15 protein-coding genes are annotated in these 15204 nt (G+C 62.7%); 4 read left to right on the top strand and 11 right to left on the bottom strand.

Annotated elements, in window-relative coordinates; translation table 11 throughout:
* Positions 1-180: 180 nt before the first annotated feature.
* The 7 genes from bla to KFO72_RS38150 all read right to left on the bottom strand — a co-directional run bounded on the left by bla (position 181) and on the right by KFO72_RS38150 (position 7407).
* Entirely contained in the window at positions 181-1089 is a 909-nt protein-coding gene (bla, locus tag KFO72_RS38180; RefSeq protein WP_225034246.1) for a class A beta-lactamase, read from the bottom strand.
* A 138-nt stretch (positions 1090-1227) separates the two neighbouring features.
* Positions 1228-1995 (bottom strand): uroporphyrinogen-III C-methyltransferase, encoded by a 768-nt coding sequence (gene cobA / locus KFO72_RS38175; RefSeq protein WP_225034247.1) that lies wholly within the window; start codon positions 1993-1995, stop codon positions 1228-1230.
* A gap of 28 nt (positions 1996-2023) precedes the next feature.
* Positions 2024-3337: a sulfate adenylyltransferase subunit 1 gene (locus KFO72_RS38170; RefSeq protein WP_054928707.1), complete on the bottom strand. Its 1314-nt coding sequence runs from the start codon at positions 3335-3337 to the stop codon at positions 2024-2026.
* 19 nt (positions 3338-3356) lie between these two features.
* A complete protein-coding gene (gene cysD, locus KFO72_RS38165; RefSeq protein ID WP_054928716.1) occupies positions 3357-4316 on the bottom strand; it encodes a sulfate adenylyltransferase subunit CysD in 960 nt (319 codons plus the stop codon).
* A 106-nt stretch (positions 4317-4422) separates the two neighbouring features.
* Positions 4423-5166, bottom strand: a complete 744-nt coding sequence (locus KFO72_RS38160; RefSeq protein WP_225034245.1) for a phosphoadenylyl-sulfate reductase — start codon at positions 5164-5166, stop codon at positions 4423-4425.
* Positions 5163-5708, bottom strand: coding sequence for a DUF934 domain-containing protein (locus KFO72_RS38155; protein ID WP_062915631.1), 546 nt, complete (start codon positions 5706-5708; stop codon positions 5163-5165). The genes KFO72_RS38160 and KFO72_RS38155 overlap by 4 nt, the downstream gene beginning before the upstream one ends.
* A 19-nt stretch (positions 5709-5727) precedes the next feature.
* Positions 5728-7407 carry a nitrite/sulfite reductase gene (locus tag KFO72_RS38150; RefSeq protein WP_060599953.1) on the bottom strand — a complete coding sequence of 560 codons (1680 nt, stop codon included), beginning with the start codon at positions 7405-7407 and terminating at the stop codon, positions 5728-5730.
* Positions 7408-7643: 236 nt separating this feature from the next.
* On the opposite strand from KFO72_RS38150, the gene KFO72_RS38145 reads away from it, so the two are divergent.
* Positions 7644-8585, top strand: coding sequence for a CysB family HTH-type transcriptional regulator (locus tag KFO72_RS38145; protein WP_225034244.1), 942 nt, complete (start codon positions 7644-7646; stop codon positions 8583-8585).
* Between the two features lie 67 nt (positions 8586-8652).
* Complete coding sequence (locus tag KFO72_RS38140; RefSeq protein WP_054928711.1) at positions 8653-9825, top strand: ABC transporter substrate-binding protein; 1173 nt, start codon at positions 8653-8655, stop codon at positions 9823-9825.
* Between the two features lie 64 nt (positions 9826-9889).
* On the opposite strand, the gene KFO72_RS38135 is transcribed toward KFO72_RS38140, so the two are convergent.
* Positions 9890-11278, bottom strand: a complete 1389-nt coding sequence (locus KFO72_RS38135) for a hypothetical protein (protein ID WP_225034243.1) — start codon at positions 11276-11278, stop codon at positions 9890-9892.
* A 125-nt stretch (positions 11279-11403) separates the two neighbouring features.
* Here KFO72_RS38135 and KFO72_RS38130 point away from each other — a divergent pair, with 125 nt between their 5' ends.
* The gene (locus tag KFO72_RS38130) at positions 11404-11661 is read left to right on the top strand and encodes a hypothetical protein (RefSeq protein WP_036003327.1); all 258 of its coding nucleotides are present in this window, start codon (positions 11404-11406) and stop codon (positions 11659-11661) included.
* A 15-nt stretch (positions 11662-11676) separates the two neighbouring features.
* Here KFO72_RS38130 and KFO72_RS38125 read toward each other — a convergent pair whose 3' ends face one another.
* The 3 genes from KFO72_RS38125 to KFO72_RS38115 form a co-directional block, all read right to left on the bottom strand.
* A complete protein-coding gene (locus tag KFO72_RS38125; RefSeq protein ID WP_225034242.1) occupies positions 11677-12822 on the bottom strand; it encodes a Gfo/Idh/MocA family protein in 1146 nt (381 codons plus the stop codon).
* 29 nt (positions 12823-12851) lie between these two features.
* Complete coding sequence (locus tag KFO72_RS38120; protein ID WP_054928713.1) at positions 12852-13901, bottom strand: sugar phosphate isomerase/epimerase family protein; 1050 nt, start codon at positions 13899-13901, stop codon at positions 12852-12854.
* Positions 13902-14003: 102 nt separating this feature from the next.
* Positions 14004-14969, bottom strand: coding sequence for a substrate-binding domain-containing protein (locus KFO72_RS38115; protein ID WP_060599945.1), 966 nt, complete (start codon positions 14967-14969; stop codon positions 14004-14006).
* Between KFO72_RS38115 and KFO72_RS38110 the strand changes: the two genes are divergently transcribed.
* Positions 14968-15204, top strand: a 237-nt coding sequence (locus KFO72_RS38110) for a hypothetical protein (RefSeq protein WP_225034241.1), incomplete at its 3' end; no start/stop codon positions are given. The genes KFO72_RS38115 and KFO72_RS38110 overlap by 2 nt on opposite strands.

Here is a 15204-nt window from a genome sequence, read left to right as displayed (position 1 = left end):
CCGCCCCGCACAGGGGCGACGCCTGAAGCACGCTAACGTCACGCGGATGCCAGCGAAAAGCCAATTCGCGGATGCCAGCGAAAAGCCAAACGCACAGAGACAACGCCCGAAGCACGCCAACAACCCGCGAATCCCAGCGCAAAAAAGCCAACCCACCCAAAGCGTCGCAGACAAAAAAAATCACTTCATCACATCAAACACGATCCTCGCAGCCTCAACAACAACCTCATCCCGCGGCAGCGTCTCCTTCGGCATCACGCCAGTGAAATAGACAGCGATAACAAAAGGCGCCGCCGAAGGCGGATACACCACAGCCACATCATTAGCCGTGCCGTAATCCCCGCTCCCTGTCTTGTCGGCGACCGGCCAACCAGAACGAGAACCAGAACCGGGCACAGCAGCCCGAATCCTGGCCGCGCCAGTAACATTACCCAGCATCCACGCCTTCAACAGCTCCCGCTGCTGCGGCCCCAGCACATCATCCGCGAGCAAAAGCTTCTGCACATCGAGCATCATCGCCCGCGGCGTCGTGGTATCCCGCATGTCGCCGGGCACGGATGCATTAACCTCCGGCTCCCCGCGCAACAAATCAAACCACTCATCCCCAATCGAAAGCGCGAACTGGTTCAACACTTCCGGCCCACCAACAGCCGTCAGCAACAAGTTAGCTGCCGTGTTATCGCTGTGCTGCAGCGCCGCGGCACTCAGTTCGCCGATCGTCATGCCCTCGCCCACGCGCCGCTTCGTAACAGGCGAGTTAGCGACGAGATCCGCGTCACCGTATCGAACACGCTCGTCGAGCAAACCACGCTCGGCCATGCTGCGCTTCAAAACCAGCGCAACGACAAGCAGCTTGAACGTGCTGCACATCGGAAAGCGCTCCGACTCCCGATAGCCGACATACGACCCATCCGCCGTATTGAGCGCAGCGACACCAAGGCGGCCACCGCTCGACGCTTCCAGTTTCTCGAACCGCTCGCGCGCAGCGAGATTGATCGACACAGAAGAAGCCGGCTGCGCACGCACGCCGATCACGGGAACGGCCGCAAGCGCAATCAGTAAAGAACGACGCAAAGAAGAAAAAGGCATGAGTCCAGTACGAATGCAAAGCGAAAGGAAATCTTAACGCAACGCACGTGCCTGACTCGATGGCGCGCGGAAAAGACAATCGGCCGCATTCACCCACGCGAATGCGGCCGATCAATAGAAAACAGCACAGATAGAAACTTAAGCGACCCGCAAAACTGGCTGACCTTGCTCCACAGCGGACTCAGGCTCGCTGCACGCAACCCGCTCGGCAAACGCGTCGCCAATCATCAGCAGCGAAGGCTGTGACGCGTCGAGCCACAATTGCGCATCGCCAGCCGCAAGTCCATCGAGCGTCAGCGTCAACATGCGCTCGCGCGGCGTCGAGCATGCCTCGACAATCGCCACCGGCGTCGAACCCGGACGGCCCGCGTCGATCAGTTGCTGCGCGATCTCGGGCGCGCTGTCGCGGCCCATGTAAAACACCAGCGAATCCGCGTTCACCTGCTCGCGAATCTCGGCGGAATCCGGCGCGCGGCTGTGCGTCGCAAGCGCCACACTGCGCGACACGCCGCGCAGCGTCAAAGAACGTCGCAGCGACGCCGCACTCGCCAACGCCGCCGTGATGCCCGGCACGACTTCATACTCGATGCCGGCCGCCTCCAGCGCACGCATCTCTTCATCGGCGCGACCAAACAGCATCGGATCGCCCCCCTTCAACCGCACGACGACACCATGCTCGCGCGCGGCATCGACGATCTGCTTGTTGATGAAGTGCTGCGCCGTCGAGCGCTGCCCACATCGCTTGCCCACCGCGATCTTGCGCGCACGCGGCGCATAGTCGAGCATCGCCGGCTCGACGAGCGCATCGTGCAGCACGACATCGGCGAGCCCCAGCAGCCGCGCGCCGCGAACCGTGATCAGGTCGGCAGCGCCTGGCCCGGCGCCGATCAGATACACCTTACCCATTTCGCTCACGCTCCGTCCGCTTTCTGCTTCAAGCGGAGAAAGAACGAATCATGCCGGCCGCGACCGTGTGATGCGTTGCTTCGTCGATCAGCACGAAAGCGCCCGTGCCCGGATGCGTGTCGTAATCGTCGGCGACGATCGGCTTTTGCAGCGTCAGCGACACGCGGCCGATATCGTTCATCGCCAGTTCGTGACGGTCCGTCGCGTGCGACAGCGTGTGCACGTCGAGCACCTGCTGGATGCCGCCGATGCGCGCGAACACCGTGCTCGTGGTCTGCTTCAGCAGATACTTGCGGGCCGTCGACAGCGGCGTGTCGTCGAACCAGCACAGGTCCGCTTCGAGCTTCTTCGCCGGTTGCACGACACCCGTTGCCAGCACGAACGTATCGCCGCGCGACACGTCGACGTCTTCAGCCAGACGGATCGTCACCGTCTGGCCCGCGAACGCGCGGTCCACTTGCGCCGTGCCACCCGGCACGGGCGCGATGATCTCAGCGACGGTCGCCTGACGGTTCGCCGGCAACACGACGATCGAATCGCCGAGCTTCACTTCGCCCGATTCGACGCGACCCATGTAGCCGCGGAAATCGTCGGCCTGGCTGCCGTCCTGACGCGCGACCCATTGCACCGGGAAACGCAGCGCCTGATGCGTCGGCAGTTCGACGGGCAGCGCTTCGAGCACGTCGAGCAGCGGCTCGCCCGCATACCACGGCATGCGCTCGCTCGCCGTCACGATGTTGTCGCCCTTCAGCGCCGACACGGGCACGAAGCGCACATCGGCAAGGCCGAGCTGGCGCGCCAGCGTGACATACGCGTCGCGGATTTCGTTGAAACGCGCTTCGCTGTAGTCGACGAGGTCCATCTTGTTGATCGCGACGATCGCGTGCTGCAGGCCGAGCAGCTTGACGATCGCGCTGTGGCGCTTGGTCTGCGGCAGCAATTGCGCGACGCCGTTCTCGAACGTGACGCGCGTGGCGTCGACGAGAATGATCGCGGCGTGCGCCGTCGAGGCGCCCGTCACCATGTTGCGCGTGTACTGCTCGTGGCCGGGCGTGTCGGCGATGATGAACTTGCGCTTCGCCGTCGCGAAGTAGCGGTATGCCACGTCGATGGTGATGCCCTGCTCGCGTTCGGCTTCGAGGCCGTCCGTCAGCAGCGACAGATCGATTTCGTCGCCGACCGTGCGCTTGTTCTTCGCACGCGAGAGCGCTGACAGTTGATCCGACAGCACAGCCTTGCTGTCGTACAGCAGGCGGCCGATCAACGTGCTCTTGCCGTCGTCGACGCTGCCAGCCGTGATGAAACGAAGCACGCCGAGGTCTTCAGGTTGATGAATGCTCATAATCTTCTTACCCCGTGCCTTAGAAATAACCTTGTTTCTTGCGCGTTTCCATCGCCGCTTCCGACGTCTGGTCGTCCATGCGCGTCGCGCCGCGTTCCGTGATTTCCGTCACGGCCGTTTCGGCGATGATCTTTTCCAGATCGTCCGCATCGCTTTCAACGGGGCACGTGCAACTGATGTCGCCCACGGTACGGAAACGCACCACCGCCTCTTCGCTCGACTCGCCTTCGCGGATCGGCGTAAGCGGCGTCACGGGCACGAGCAGGCCGTTGCGGCGCACGATCTCGCGCTTATGCGCGTAATAGATGGACGGCAGTTCGAGGTTCTCGCGAGCGATGTATTGCCACACGTCGAGTTCCGTCCAGTTCGAGATCGGAAACACGCGCAGATGCTCGCCTTGATGCAGACGCGCGTTATACAGGCTCCACAGTTCCGGGCGCTGCGCCTTCGGGTCCCATTGGCCGAACTCGTCGCGGAACGAGAAGATGCGTTCTTTCGCGCGCGCCTTTTCTTCGTCGCGGCGCGCGCCGCCGATCATCGCCGTGTAGCCGTATTGCTCGATCGTTTCCAGCAGCGTCACAGCCTGCGCGGCGTTGCGCGAATCCGTTTCGCGGCGCAGACGCACGGTGCCCTTCCTGATCGAATCTTCGACGTGGCCGACCACCAGTTCCGCGCCGATTTCCTTCGCGCGGCGGTCGCGGAAGTCGATCACTTCGTCGTAGTTGTGGCCCGTGTCGATGTGCACCAGCGGGAACGGCAGCTGCGTCTTGCGGTTCGCGCCAAGGCCGAACGCCTTCAACGCGAGCGCCAGCACGACGACGGAATCCTTGCCGCCCGAGAACAGCAGCGCCGGCTTGCTGCATTCGGCAACGAGTTCGCGCAGGATGTGAATCGACTCTGCCTCGAGCCAGTCGAGGTGGTCCATCCGGTTCGCCGTGACGTTCAGCGGGTTGACAGTGGAATCGAGCGTCGTGCTCATGTTCAGGTCCTTCGTTGGTTCGTGTCGCATGATCGTGTTCTCACCAGATGTGTGCGACACGAGAAGATTCAATCGAAATCTGCTTCAGCTTCCGTCGCGTTGCGGCTCATTGAACGGAGGCGTTCTCGCTAATCACCGTGACCGGGATCGTCGTGATGTGGAGCCCGCATTCCTTCGTATCGCGCGACTCCCACCACCAGCGCCCTGCCCGGCTGTCTTCGCCCGGGCGCACGGCGCGCGTACACGGCTCGCAGCCGATGCTCGGATAGCCGCGTGCATGCAGTGGATTCACGGGCACGTCGAACGCCTTCAGGTAAGCCCACACATCCGCTTCCGTCCAGTCGGCGAGCGGATTGTACTTGCCGATATTGCGAGCGTGGTCCTGCTCTTCCTCGTGCAGTTCCGCGCGCGTCACCGACTGCTCGCGCCGCTGGCCCGTCACCCACGCGCCGACTTCCGACAGCGCGCGGTTCAGCGGCTCGACCTTGCGGATCTCGCAGCAGCGCTTGCGCAGATCGATGCTTTCGTAGAACGCATTCAGGCCGTGCTGCGCGACGTATTCGTCGACGGCATCCGCCTGCGGATGAAACTGCTCGATCTCATAGCCGTAACGCTCGCGCACGCGGTCGATCATGCCGAGTGTTTCCGCATGCAGACGACCGGTGTTCAGCGAGAAAATGCCGATCTTCACGCCACGCGACAAAATGGCATGCGTCAGCAGCATGTCTTCCGCCGCGAGGCTGCTCGCGAGCTTGACCTTGTCGTGACGCTGCGCGATCAAATCGAGCAGCGCGTCCAGACGTTCGATCTTCGCTTGCAGTTCAGCCGTGACGCCCGTTGCGCTCGTCATACCGACGCCTTCTGTGCGGCGGCGGCCGCTTCGCGATGGCGAAACAGTGGCGAAGGATCGTCGAACGCACCCTGATACTGAACGGTGAATTCGGTGAAGGCCTTCAGCGCGTCTTCGATGTCCTTGTCTTCGCGCAGTGCGTACGCGTTAAAGCCGCAGCGTTCGTAGAAGCGCAACTGATCGCGCAGCACGTCGCCGATCGCGCGAATCTCGCCCTTGTAGCCATAACGCTCGCGCAACAGGCGCGCCGTGCTGTAGCCACGGCCGTCGCGGAACACGGGAAAGTCCACCGCGATCAACGCGATCTTGTCGAAGTCCGCGACGATGTCGGCGGGTTCGCTGTCAGGCGCGAGCCACACGCCGATTTCCTGCGCGCTGCGCGACGCCGTCAGTTCGTCGCGCGACGCCTGCCACAGCGCGAACGGGACGATGACCTTGCCGGCGGGCAAAGCGCCGACTGCGGGCAACGCGCCGTCTTCGGCTGCGCGGATCACCGTGAAGTCGTCGTTGACGATTGCGCGGTCCTTGATAATCGATGCCATCTGCTAATCCTTGTTCCCGTTACGCGTGAGCCGGCTGACGCGATGCGTACACGCGTTCCTTGAACGGCACGAGTCCGATGCGGTTGTACGTGTCGATAAAGCGTTCGCCGTCGATGCGGTTTTCGACGAACGTATCGATCACCTTCGACACCACGTCCGGCATTTCTTCCGCCGAGAACGACGGGCCGATCACGCGGCCGAGCTTCGCGCCGTCATGACCCGTGCCCTGCTCGCCGCCGAGCGACACCTGGTACCACTCGGAGCCGTCCTTGTCGACGCCCAGCACGCCGATGTTGCCGACGTGGTGATGACCGCACGAGTTCATGCAGCCCGAGATGTTCAGCGACAGGTCGCCGAGGTCGTAGACGAAGTCAGCGTTGTCGAACCGTTCCTGAATGGCTTGCGCAATCGGAATCGACTTCGCATTCGCCAGCGAGCAGAAATCGCCGCCCGGGCACGCGATGATGTCGGTCAGCAAGCCGACGTTCGGCGTCGCGAAACCTTGTGCCTTGGCCTTTTCCCACAGCGCGTACAGATCGCGCTTCTTCACGTTCGCGAGAATCAGGTTCTGTTCGTGCGACACGCGGATTTCGCCCAGCGAGTACTCCTCGGCCCAATCAGCGACGGCGTCCATCTGTTTGTCGGTTGCGTCGCCGGGCGCGATGTCGCGCGGCTTGAGCGAGATCGTCACCGACGAATAGCCCGACACGCGATGCGGGCGCACATTGCGCTCGACCCAGCGCGCGAACGGCTTGCTTTCCAGCAGATGCTTCTCGAACGAAGCGTCCGTGTCCGGCAGCTTTTCATATACGGGCGGCTCGAAGTATTGCGAGACGCGCGCGACTTCGGTTTCCGTCAGCGTCGACGGGCCGTCCTTCAGGTGTTGCCATTCTTCCTCGACCTGTTGCGCGAACTTCGCGGGCGACAGTGCCTTGACGAGGATCTTGATACGCGCCTTGTACAGGTTATCGCGGCGGCCGTAGCGGTTGTACACGCGCAGCACGGCTTCGCAGTACGTCAGCAGATGCTGCCAGGGCAGGTCTTCCTTGATGATCGCGCCGATGATCGGGGTGCGGCCCAGACCGCCACCCGCGAGGATGCTGGCGACCACTTCACCCGCGTCGTTCTTCTTCAGATAGACGCCCAGGTCGTGGATCTGCACGGCTGCACGGTCTTCCTTCGTACCCGACACGGCAATCTTGAACTTGCGGGGCAGCCACGCGAATTCGGGGTGGAACGTAGACCATTGGCGCATGATTTCCGCCCACGGACGCGGATCGACGATTTCGTCGGGCGCGACGCCCGCGAACTGATCGGCCGTGATGTTGCGGATGCAGTTGCCCGACGTCTGGATGCCGTGCATCTGGACGGACGCGAGCTTGCGCAGGATTTCAGGCGTTTCTTCGAGCTTGATCCAGTTGTACTGGATGTTCGAGCGCGTCGAGAAATGGCCGTAGCCGCGGTCGTGCTCGCGTGCGATCGTAGCGAGCATGCGCAACTGGTCGCTGCGCAGGTTGCCGTACGGAATCGCGATGCGGTGCATGTACGCGTGACGCTGCATGTACAGGCCGTTCTGCAGGCGCAGCGGACGGAACTCTTCTTCGCTCAATTCGCCCGACAGGCGGCGGCGAACCTGGTCGGCATACTGCGCGACGCGTTCGTCGACGATGGTCTGGTCGTACTGATCGTATTGGTACATTCGGGGACCCCAGGGTTTGTTCGTCTCACACGACGCGGCGTTCCGGTTACGCCGCGGTTCGGATTTGTCTTCATCAGTCTGCTTTGAGTGAGACGGCGACCAGCCGTTTAGACGCATCACTCATTTGCTAATGACAAAAACAGATATCCATATTGGAAAAACTGGACAAATCGTAATAAACTCGCCTTATATTTCAAACGACTAAAAAATTCTTTTGATATGCGGCGAGGTTATATATGAACCTGCATCAGTTCCGCTTCGTGCGCGAGGCCGTGCGTCAGAATTTCAACCTGACGGAAGCCGCGAAGGCACTGCATACAAGCCAACCGGGCGTCTCGAAGGCCATCATCGAGCTGGAGGACGAGCTGGGCGTCGAAATCTTCACCCGGCACGGCAAACGCGTGCGCTCGCTGACAGAACCGGGCCGGATCATTCTGGCGTCCGTCGAGCGGATTCTGCAGGAAGTGGAAAGCCTCAAGCGAGTCGGTAAAGATTACGCGGCACAAGACCAGGGCAATCTCGTGATCGCTGCCACGCACACGCAGGCGCGCTACTCGCTGCCCGCGGCCATCGCCGAGTTCAAGAAGCGTTTTCCGAAGGTTCACCTGTCGATCCTGCAAGGCAGCCCGACCCAGGTGGCCGAACTGGTTTTGCACGATCAGGCGGACGTGGCGATCGCGACGGAGGCGATCTCGACCTATAAGGAGCTCGTGTCGCTGCCCTGCTTCACCTGGCACCACCTCGCCGTGATGCCCGCCGACCATCCGCTGCTGGAGCGCAAGCAGCTGTCGCTGGACGACCTCACGCAATATCCGCTGATTACGTACGATAACGCGTTCGCCGGCCGCACCAAGATCAACGAAGCGTTCCGCCTGCGCGGTCTGCATCCCGATATCGTCCTCGAAGCGATCGACGCGGATGTGATCAAGACCTACGTCGAACTGGGGCTGGGCGTCGGCATCATGGCCGACATCGCGTTCAACGCCGAGCGCGACCGACATCTGCGCGCGATGCCCGTCGGGCATCTGTTCGGCAGCAACGTGACGCGTGTCGCGCTGAAGCAGGGGGCGTATCTGCGCAGCTATGTGTATACGCTCGTCGAGCTGCTGTCGCCGAACATGAACCGCAAGCTGATCGAGCAGGCGCTCAAGGGCGATCACGAAACGTACGAGCTTTGAGGTTTTTGATCCGCTATAACTGATCCGCTATAACAACAGCCACGCTATCCGGTAGGAGATCTTTCGCATGTCGTCGCACAAGAACAAATTCAAACGCACCCTGATGCGTGCCGCCGCGATCGGCGCGCTGTTCGCCGCCACCGCCGCGCACGCGGACCTGAAGGTCGGCATCGACCTGTCGAGCACGGGTCCGGCCGCCACGATCGGCATCACCAGCAAGAACGCGATGCTGATGTGGCCGAAGACGATTGCCGGTCAGAACGCGCAGTACATCATCCTCGACGACGGCTCCGATCCGGGCAACGCCGTGCGCAACATCCGCAAGCTGATCAACGAAGACCACGTCGATGTGATCGTCGGCCCCAACATCACGCCTGCCGCAATGGCGGCGCTCGATCCCGTCGCCGAGAGCCAGACGCCGATGATCACGCTGATCGGCTCGGCGAGCGTCGTCGAGCCGCAGGAAGGCAAGAAGGTCTGGGCGTTCAAGATGGCGCAGACGGACAGCGCGATGGCCGATGTGATGACGCGCTACATGTCGAATCACAACATCAAGACGGTCGGCTTCATCGGTTTCGCGGACAGCTATGGCGACAGCTGGCTCAACGAGTTCACGAAGTTCGCCGCGCTGCGCCATATTCAAGTCGTGGCGACCGAGCGCTTCAACCGCACCGATGCGAGCGTCACGGGCCAGGTGCTGAAACTGATCGCCGCGAAGCCGGATGCCGTGCTGATCGCGGGTGCGGGCACGCCGACGGTGCTGCCGCAGCGCACGCTCGTCGAGCGCGGTTACAAGGGCGCGATCTATCAGACGCACGGCATCGCGACGCCGGAGTTCATCAAGCTGGGCGGCAAGGATGTCGAGGGCACGCTGTTCCCGACGCAGCCGGTCGTCGTGGCGCGCACGCTGCCTGCCGATCATCCGGCGAAGAAGGCGGCTCTGGCGTTCGTCAACGCGTATGAAGCGCAGTATGGGCCAAACACTGTCACCCAGTTCGCGGGCGATGCGGCGGGCGTATATCCGCGTCTGCAGGATGCCGTGGCGCGCGCCTTGAAGACGGCGCAGCCGGGCACGCCGGAGTTTCGCGCGGCGTTGCGCACCGAGCTCGAGCACGCGCATGAGCTGGTGGTGCCGAACGGCGTCGTGAATACGAGCGCGAAGGATCACGTCGGGCTCGATCAGCGCGCCAGCGTGATGGGGATTATCAAGGGTGGGAAGTTTACGTACTTGAGTCAGTGAACGCTTTGTAATTCTGGCTCGACGCGGCATCGAACGGGGCGCGCACCGCCCCGCCGCCACGCCGCTACGACAAAAACCCGATCGCCTCATCCACCACGCTGCGCCAGTCGCCCATCAGCGTCTGACGCAGCGGCTTCAGATTCGCCATCCACGGCGACGTATCGCCTTCCACGCCCCAACGCCATTCGCTTGCCACATTGAGCGGCACGACGGTCAGCTTGCCGAGCATCGCACTCAGGTTCGCGACGCCCGAATCGACGGCCACGACGGCATCCAGTTGCTCGATGCAGGCGGCCGTCTCCGCAAACGATTTGATCCCCGGCCCATACACGCTGATATTGCCCGACGGCATGCCGGCGAACTCCTGCACGGAAGGATGGTGCAGACTCACGAAATGCCGCTTCGCCGCCACCGATGGATGCGTCACCAGGTGATCGACTTCCGTCAACGGCAAGCTGCGCCGGATCGCCGAGCAGCGCATCACTGCGCCGACCTCGTGCGCGTGGCGCTGGTTGCAGTCCCAGAAAATACCGATCAGTGACTTGCCCGGCTGCGCCGCGCGCAACTCGCGCGCCCATCCGGCGGCGGCTTCGCGCGCCGCTTCAGGCGCGCGCAGATAAGCCGGGAAAAACGGCGACGGCAGCGGCGTTTGCTGCGCGGCGAGCAACGGCAAATGCAGCAGCGTCGCATGCAGATCGGGCGCGAACTCGCGTACCTGACTGGCCAGCGGTTCCGGCAACGGACCACGTTGATGCAACGGACGCGGCGCGCTCACCACGTGGCAATCGGGCAGCGACGCCTGCAGCAGCGGATGCAACTGCGCATCGCACGTGATCATCAATTGCGCGCCTGCGGCCCGCCATTGCGCGACATTGGCAAAAAGCAGGAACTGGTCGCCAAAACCCATCTGATGCGTAATCAGCACGCGCTTGCCGCGCAAGTCCTGTTCGCCCGACCAGGGCGTAATATCAACCGGCTGATAGTTGCCGCTGTCGCTGTCATTGCGGGCGAGCCACGGCTCGAAGCCTGCGGGACGCGCCGTGCGCAACAGCGCCTCGCCGTACAGATGCTCGGCCTTGCGCGCAAACCAGTCGCCGCCCTCGGCTGCCGTGCGCCATGCGTCGTGCAGCATCGGAATGCCGCGCTCCACGTCGCCCGACATCACGAGACTCTGGCCAAGGCTCATCTTGTAGTACGCGGGCTGCCATGGCAGCGCTGCATAGTTGCGCCACGTCGCGACGGCATCGAAATGGCGGCCGAGCAGCGTCAACGCGTACGCGCGCCAGTTGACGAAATGCATATCGCGCGGCTCGATCGCGAGCGCGCGTTCGGTGAAGCTCAGCAGTTCGTCGTCACGCATCTCGTGCAGCAGCGCGACGCAGACGGCTCGCAGCTTTTCTGCATCGTCGGGTGCATGGGCAAGCGCATCGAGTGTTTCCTTGACTGAAGACATGGCGGGCATTGTTTCGACGTTCTACGCAAGTGACGCGACCGCTATCGGATAACGGCGCGCGAGTATACGTCGTAGAATCATGCAGCAATCTTAAAAACTCAAGCACTGCACGGCACCATCGAATCATGCGCACGACCCGAGCCATCCATGCCGTCGAACGGCTGAAGACCCGCAGCGGCAACCCCCGCTTTGCGGCGGTCAGCCTGTCGGGCGGACTGTTTTATCTCGTCGACAAGTCGAGCGGCACGGACCAGAAGGTGTCCGATCCGCTGCCGCTCGAAGACTTCGTCAAGTTCGTCGACGGTTTCGGGCCGCCGAAACCACGCAAGGCAAGCAAGCTCGATCTTGCATTCGAGGAGCAGATCAAACGCAGTAAGGGCTGAATCGCATCGTGGACGTCAACCGTTCCCGACACGCGACCACGCCAGCTTCGCGTCGCTTTCGAACACAGCATCGATGAACCGCAGTCCGGCCACGCCGTCGTCGACGGTCGTCAGCAGACGGCTTTCGGGCGGCAGCGGCAACCCCGCGTCGATGGCTTCGATCTGCAACGCCGCATCCTTATAAAGCTGAGCGAACGCTTCGAGATAACCCTCGGGGTGCCCCGCCGGCACGCGCGTCGCGTGCCGCGCCACGGCGCTGTCGACGCGCGCGCGCGTAAGGCTTTGCGTCGCCCCGCCCAGCGGCGTGAACAACAGTTCGTTCGGGTTCTCCTGATCGAACGCGATGCCCGCCTTCGTCCCATAGACGCGCAAACGCAGCGCGTTCTCCGCGCCGCTTGCCACCTGGCTCGCCCACAGCATGCCGCGTGCGCCTGTGTCGTAGCGCAGCATCGCCTGAATGTGATCGTCGACTAGGCGCCCTTCGACGAACGTATGTAACTCAGCGGCGATCCTGACGGGCAGCATGCCCGTCACAAACGCCGCGAGGTGATAGGCATGCGTGCCGATATCGCCAAGGCATCCGGCGCGTCCTGCCTGCTTCGGATCGGTGCGCCACACCGCCTGGCGGTTCTCCCCCGTCAGTTCGATCGGCTTCGCAAGCCAGTCCTGCGCGTACTCGACCTGCACGACGCGCACAGCGCCCAGCTCACCCGCGTCGACCAGTTCGCGTGCATGGCGCACCATCGGATAACCCGAATACGTGTGCGTCAGGGCGAAAAGCCGGTTCTTGTCACGCGCGAGCTTCGCGAGCGCTTCGCCTTCTGCGAGCGTCATCGCGAGCGGCTTGTCGCAGATCACGTGAATCCCGGCGTTGAGAAACGCGGTCGCGACGGGCGCATGCAGATGATTCGGCGTGACGATCGACACGGCGTCAATGCCGTCGCCGCGCGCCGCTTCGGCGCGCGCCATCTCGTCCCAGCTCGCGTAGCTGCGCGCGACGCCGAGTTCGTCGGCGCTGGCCTGCGCGCGCTGCGGGTCGGACGAGAGCGCGGCCGCCACCAGTTCGAAACGGTCGTCGATGCGCGCCGCGATCCGGTGCACCGCGCCGATAAACGCGCCCTGCCCGCCGCCGACCATGCCCAGCCTGAGTCTTCGTGTCATCGTGAGGTGCTCCTGTTCGACGGTCAGCGTTACAGGCCGAGCACGCGTTTCAGTTGCGCGTCGTCCGCGCCGCTGCCCGCGAAGTCGTCGAATGCATGGTCGGCCACGCGAATGATGTGCCGCTTGATGAACTCGGCGCCTTCGCGCGCGCCGTCTTCGGGATGCTTCAATGCGCACTCCCATTCGAGCACGGCCCAGCCCGGAAAATCGTATTGCGCCATCTTCGAGAAGATCGCGCCGAAGTCGATCTGCCCGTCGCCCAACGAGCGGAAGCGCCCCGCGCGCTCGACCCAGCCGCTATAGCCGCCGTACACGCCCTGCCGCCCATTGGGACGGAACTCGGCGTCCTTCACGTGAAAAGCCTTGATGCGCTCGTGATAGATGTCGATGAACGCCAGGTAGTCGAGTTGCTGCAGCACGTAGTGGCTCGGATCGAACAGGATGTTCGCGCGCCGGTGGTCTTTCACGGCTGCGAGAAACCGTTCGAAGGTGACACCGTCGTGCAGGTCTTCGCCCGGATGCAGTTCGTAGCAGACATCGACGCCTGCTTCGTCGAACGCATCGAGGATGGGCGTCCAGCGGCGCGCGAGTTCGTCGAAGGCCGCTTCGACGAGACCGGCGGGACGCTGCGGCCACGGATAGATGTACGGCCACGCGAGCGCACCTGAAAACGACACGTGCGTGTTCAGCCCGAGACGCTGCGATGCTTTCGCGGCCCACTTCATCTGCTGCACAGCCCATTCGGTGCGCGCCGCGGGATTGCCGCGCACGTGCGGCGCGGCGAAACCGTCGAACAGCAGGTCATACGCGGGATGGACGGCGACGAGTTGCCCTTGCAGATGGGTCGACAGTTCGGTGATGGTGACGCCCGCGTCGGTGACGACGCCCAGCAGATCGTCGCAATAGTCCTGGCTCGACGCCGCCTGTTCGAGGTCGACGAGGCGCGGATCGGCGGGCACCTGAATGCCTTTGAAGCCGAGACTCGCGGCCCATTGCGCGAGATGCGCGAGGTTGTCGAACGGCACTTTGTCGCCCATGAACTGCGCGAGAAAGATCGCCGGCCCTTTGATCGTTTTCATCGTGCTGCTCCCGATGGATAACTGCGTCGAACCGGCGCCGCCTTGCGCGTGTCGTGGCGACGATCACGCGAAGGGCAGCGCCGCGCTAATGCATGTTTGCCTTCAGAACGGCGAATCCGGGAAGTAGAATTCCTTCGCGTTCTCCTTCGTGATCAGCACGGAAGGAATGATCGTCGTGGCGGGCAGCTTGTCGCCTTTCAGACGCGCCTCTGCTGTCAGCTTGATGGCGTCGTAGATGAATTTCGGCGAGTACGACACATCGGCCTTGATGAGCGGCGCGCCGTCCATGACGTTCTTCACCATGCCTTTCGAGCCCGCGCCGCCGAACACGATCTTGATGTCGCTGCGTTTGGCCTGATCAATTGCCTTGATTACGCCGACGGCCATGTCGTCGTCGGCGGCCCAGACGGCGTCGATGTGCTTGAAGCGCGTCAGGTAATCCTGCATGACCTTGAATGCGTCATCGCGGTTCCAGTTGGCGTATTTTGCGTCGAGGATCTTGATGTTGGGATAGTTCTTCAGGACGCCGGTGAAGGCGGTCCAGCGTTCGTTGTCTAGCGTTGTCGGGATGCCGCGCAGCGCGACGATGTCGCCTTTGCCGTCGAGAGCTTTTGCGAGGTACTCGGCGGGGATCTTGCCGAAGGCGGTGTTGTCGCCAGCGACGTAGGCGTCTTGCGCGCTCGTGTCGGTCAGGCCCCGGTCGACCACGGTTACGTAGACGCCTTTCTTTTTCACCTGCGCGACGGGTTGGGTGAGGGATGCTGATTCGTACGGGAAGATCACTAGCGCGTTGATCTTGTTGACCGTCACCAGGTCTTGTAGCTGGTTCGCCTGTTCCGGCGCGTTGGCTGCCGTTTTGACGATCACTTTCAGATCGGGGTGGGCTTTTTCCAGATCTGCTTTTGCCTTGTTGGCCCACCAGACGATGCCGCCGGTGAAGCCGTGGTCGGCTGTGGGGATGGCTACGCCGAGGGTGACTTTCTCGTCGGCGTGCGCCGCGCCTGTGCCCAGGCACATTATGCTCAGCGCCAGCATCCCGGCGGCTACCGCTCGAATCGTCTGTTTCATGGATATGTCTCCTGACTGGATGGTTTGGTTCTGGTTCTGGTTTGCTTCTGGTTTGCTTCTCTTTGGTTCTTTCCGTGTTGAAACGCTGTTGCAACTGCTTTTGTTGTTGGTATGGTTTTGGTTTTGGTTTTGGTTTTGGTTTGCTTGGCTCTGCGCTGGCATCCGCGCTATGCCTTCGTACTTCAAGCGTCGCCCCTGTGCGGGGCGGCACCTACTTTTCTTTGCCGCCGCAAAG

Origin of the sequence: Paraburkholderia sp. XV (assembly GCF_020177535.1) — a bacterium.
Classification (GTDB): domain Bacteria; phylum Pseudomonadota; class Gammaproteobacteria; order Burkholderiales; family Burkholderiaceae; genus Paraburkholderia; species Paraburkholderia caribensis.
The sequence above is the reverse complement of the archived record's forward strand: the minus strand, read 5'-3'. Positions and strand labels throughout refer to the sequence as shown.

Coding starts and splice junctions, on each gene's coding strand:
- bla (WP_225034246.1), bottom strand. CDS start 1,089: ATGCCTTTTTCTTCTTTGCGTCGTTCTTTACTGATTGCGCTTGCGGCC.
- cobA (WP_225034247.1), bottom strand. CDS start 1,995: ATGGGTAAGGTGTATCTGATCGGCGCCGGGCCAGGCGCTGCCGACCTG.
- KFO72_RS38170 (WP_054928707.1), bottom strand. CDS start 3,337: ATGAGCATTCATCAACCTGAAGACCTCGGCGTGCTTCGTTTCATCACG.
- cysD (WP_054928716.1), bottom strand. CDS start 4,316: ATGAGCACGACGCTCGATTCCACTGTCAACCCGCTGAACGTCACGGCG.
- KFO72_RS38160 (WP_225034245.1), bottom strand. CDS start 5,166: ATGACGAGCGCAACGGGCGTCACGGCTGAACTGCAAGCGAAGATCGAA.
- KFO72_RS38155 (WP_062915631.1), bottom strand. CDS start 5,708: ATGGCATCGATTATCAAGGACCGCGCAATCGTCAACGACGACTTCACG.
- KFO72_RS38150 (WP_060599953.1), bottom strand. CDS start 7,407: ATGTACCAATACGATCAGTACGACCAGACCATCGTCGACGAACGCGTC.
- KFO72_RS38145 (WP_225034244.1), top strand. CDS start 7,644: ATGAACCTGCATCAGTTCCGCTTCGTGCGCGAGGCCGTGCGTCAGAAT.
- KFO72_RS38140 (WP_054928711.1), top strand. CDS start 8,653: ATGTCGTCGCACAAGAACAAATTCAAACGCACCCTGATGCGTGCCGCC.
- KFO72_RS38135 (WP_225034243.1), bottom strand. CDS start 11,278: ATGTCTTCAGTCAAGGAAACACTCGATGCGCTTGCCCATGCACCCGAC.
- KFO72_RS38130 (WP_036003327.1), top strand. CDS start 11,404: ATGCGCACGACCCGAGCCATCCATGCCGTCGAACGGCTGAAGACCCGC.
- KFO72_RS38125 (WP_225034242.1), bottom strand. CDS start 12,822: ATGACACGAAGACTCAGGCTGGGCATGGTCGGCGGCGGGCAGGGCGCG.
- KFO72_RS38120 (WP_054928713.1), bottom strand. CDS start 13,901: ATGAAAACGATCAAAGGGCCGGCGATCTTTCTCGCGCAGTTCATGGGC.
- KFO72_RS38115 (WP_060599945.1), bottom strand. CDS start 14,969: ATGAAACAGACGATTCGAGCGGTAGCCGCCGGGATGCTGGCGCTGAGC.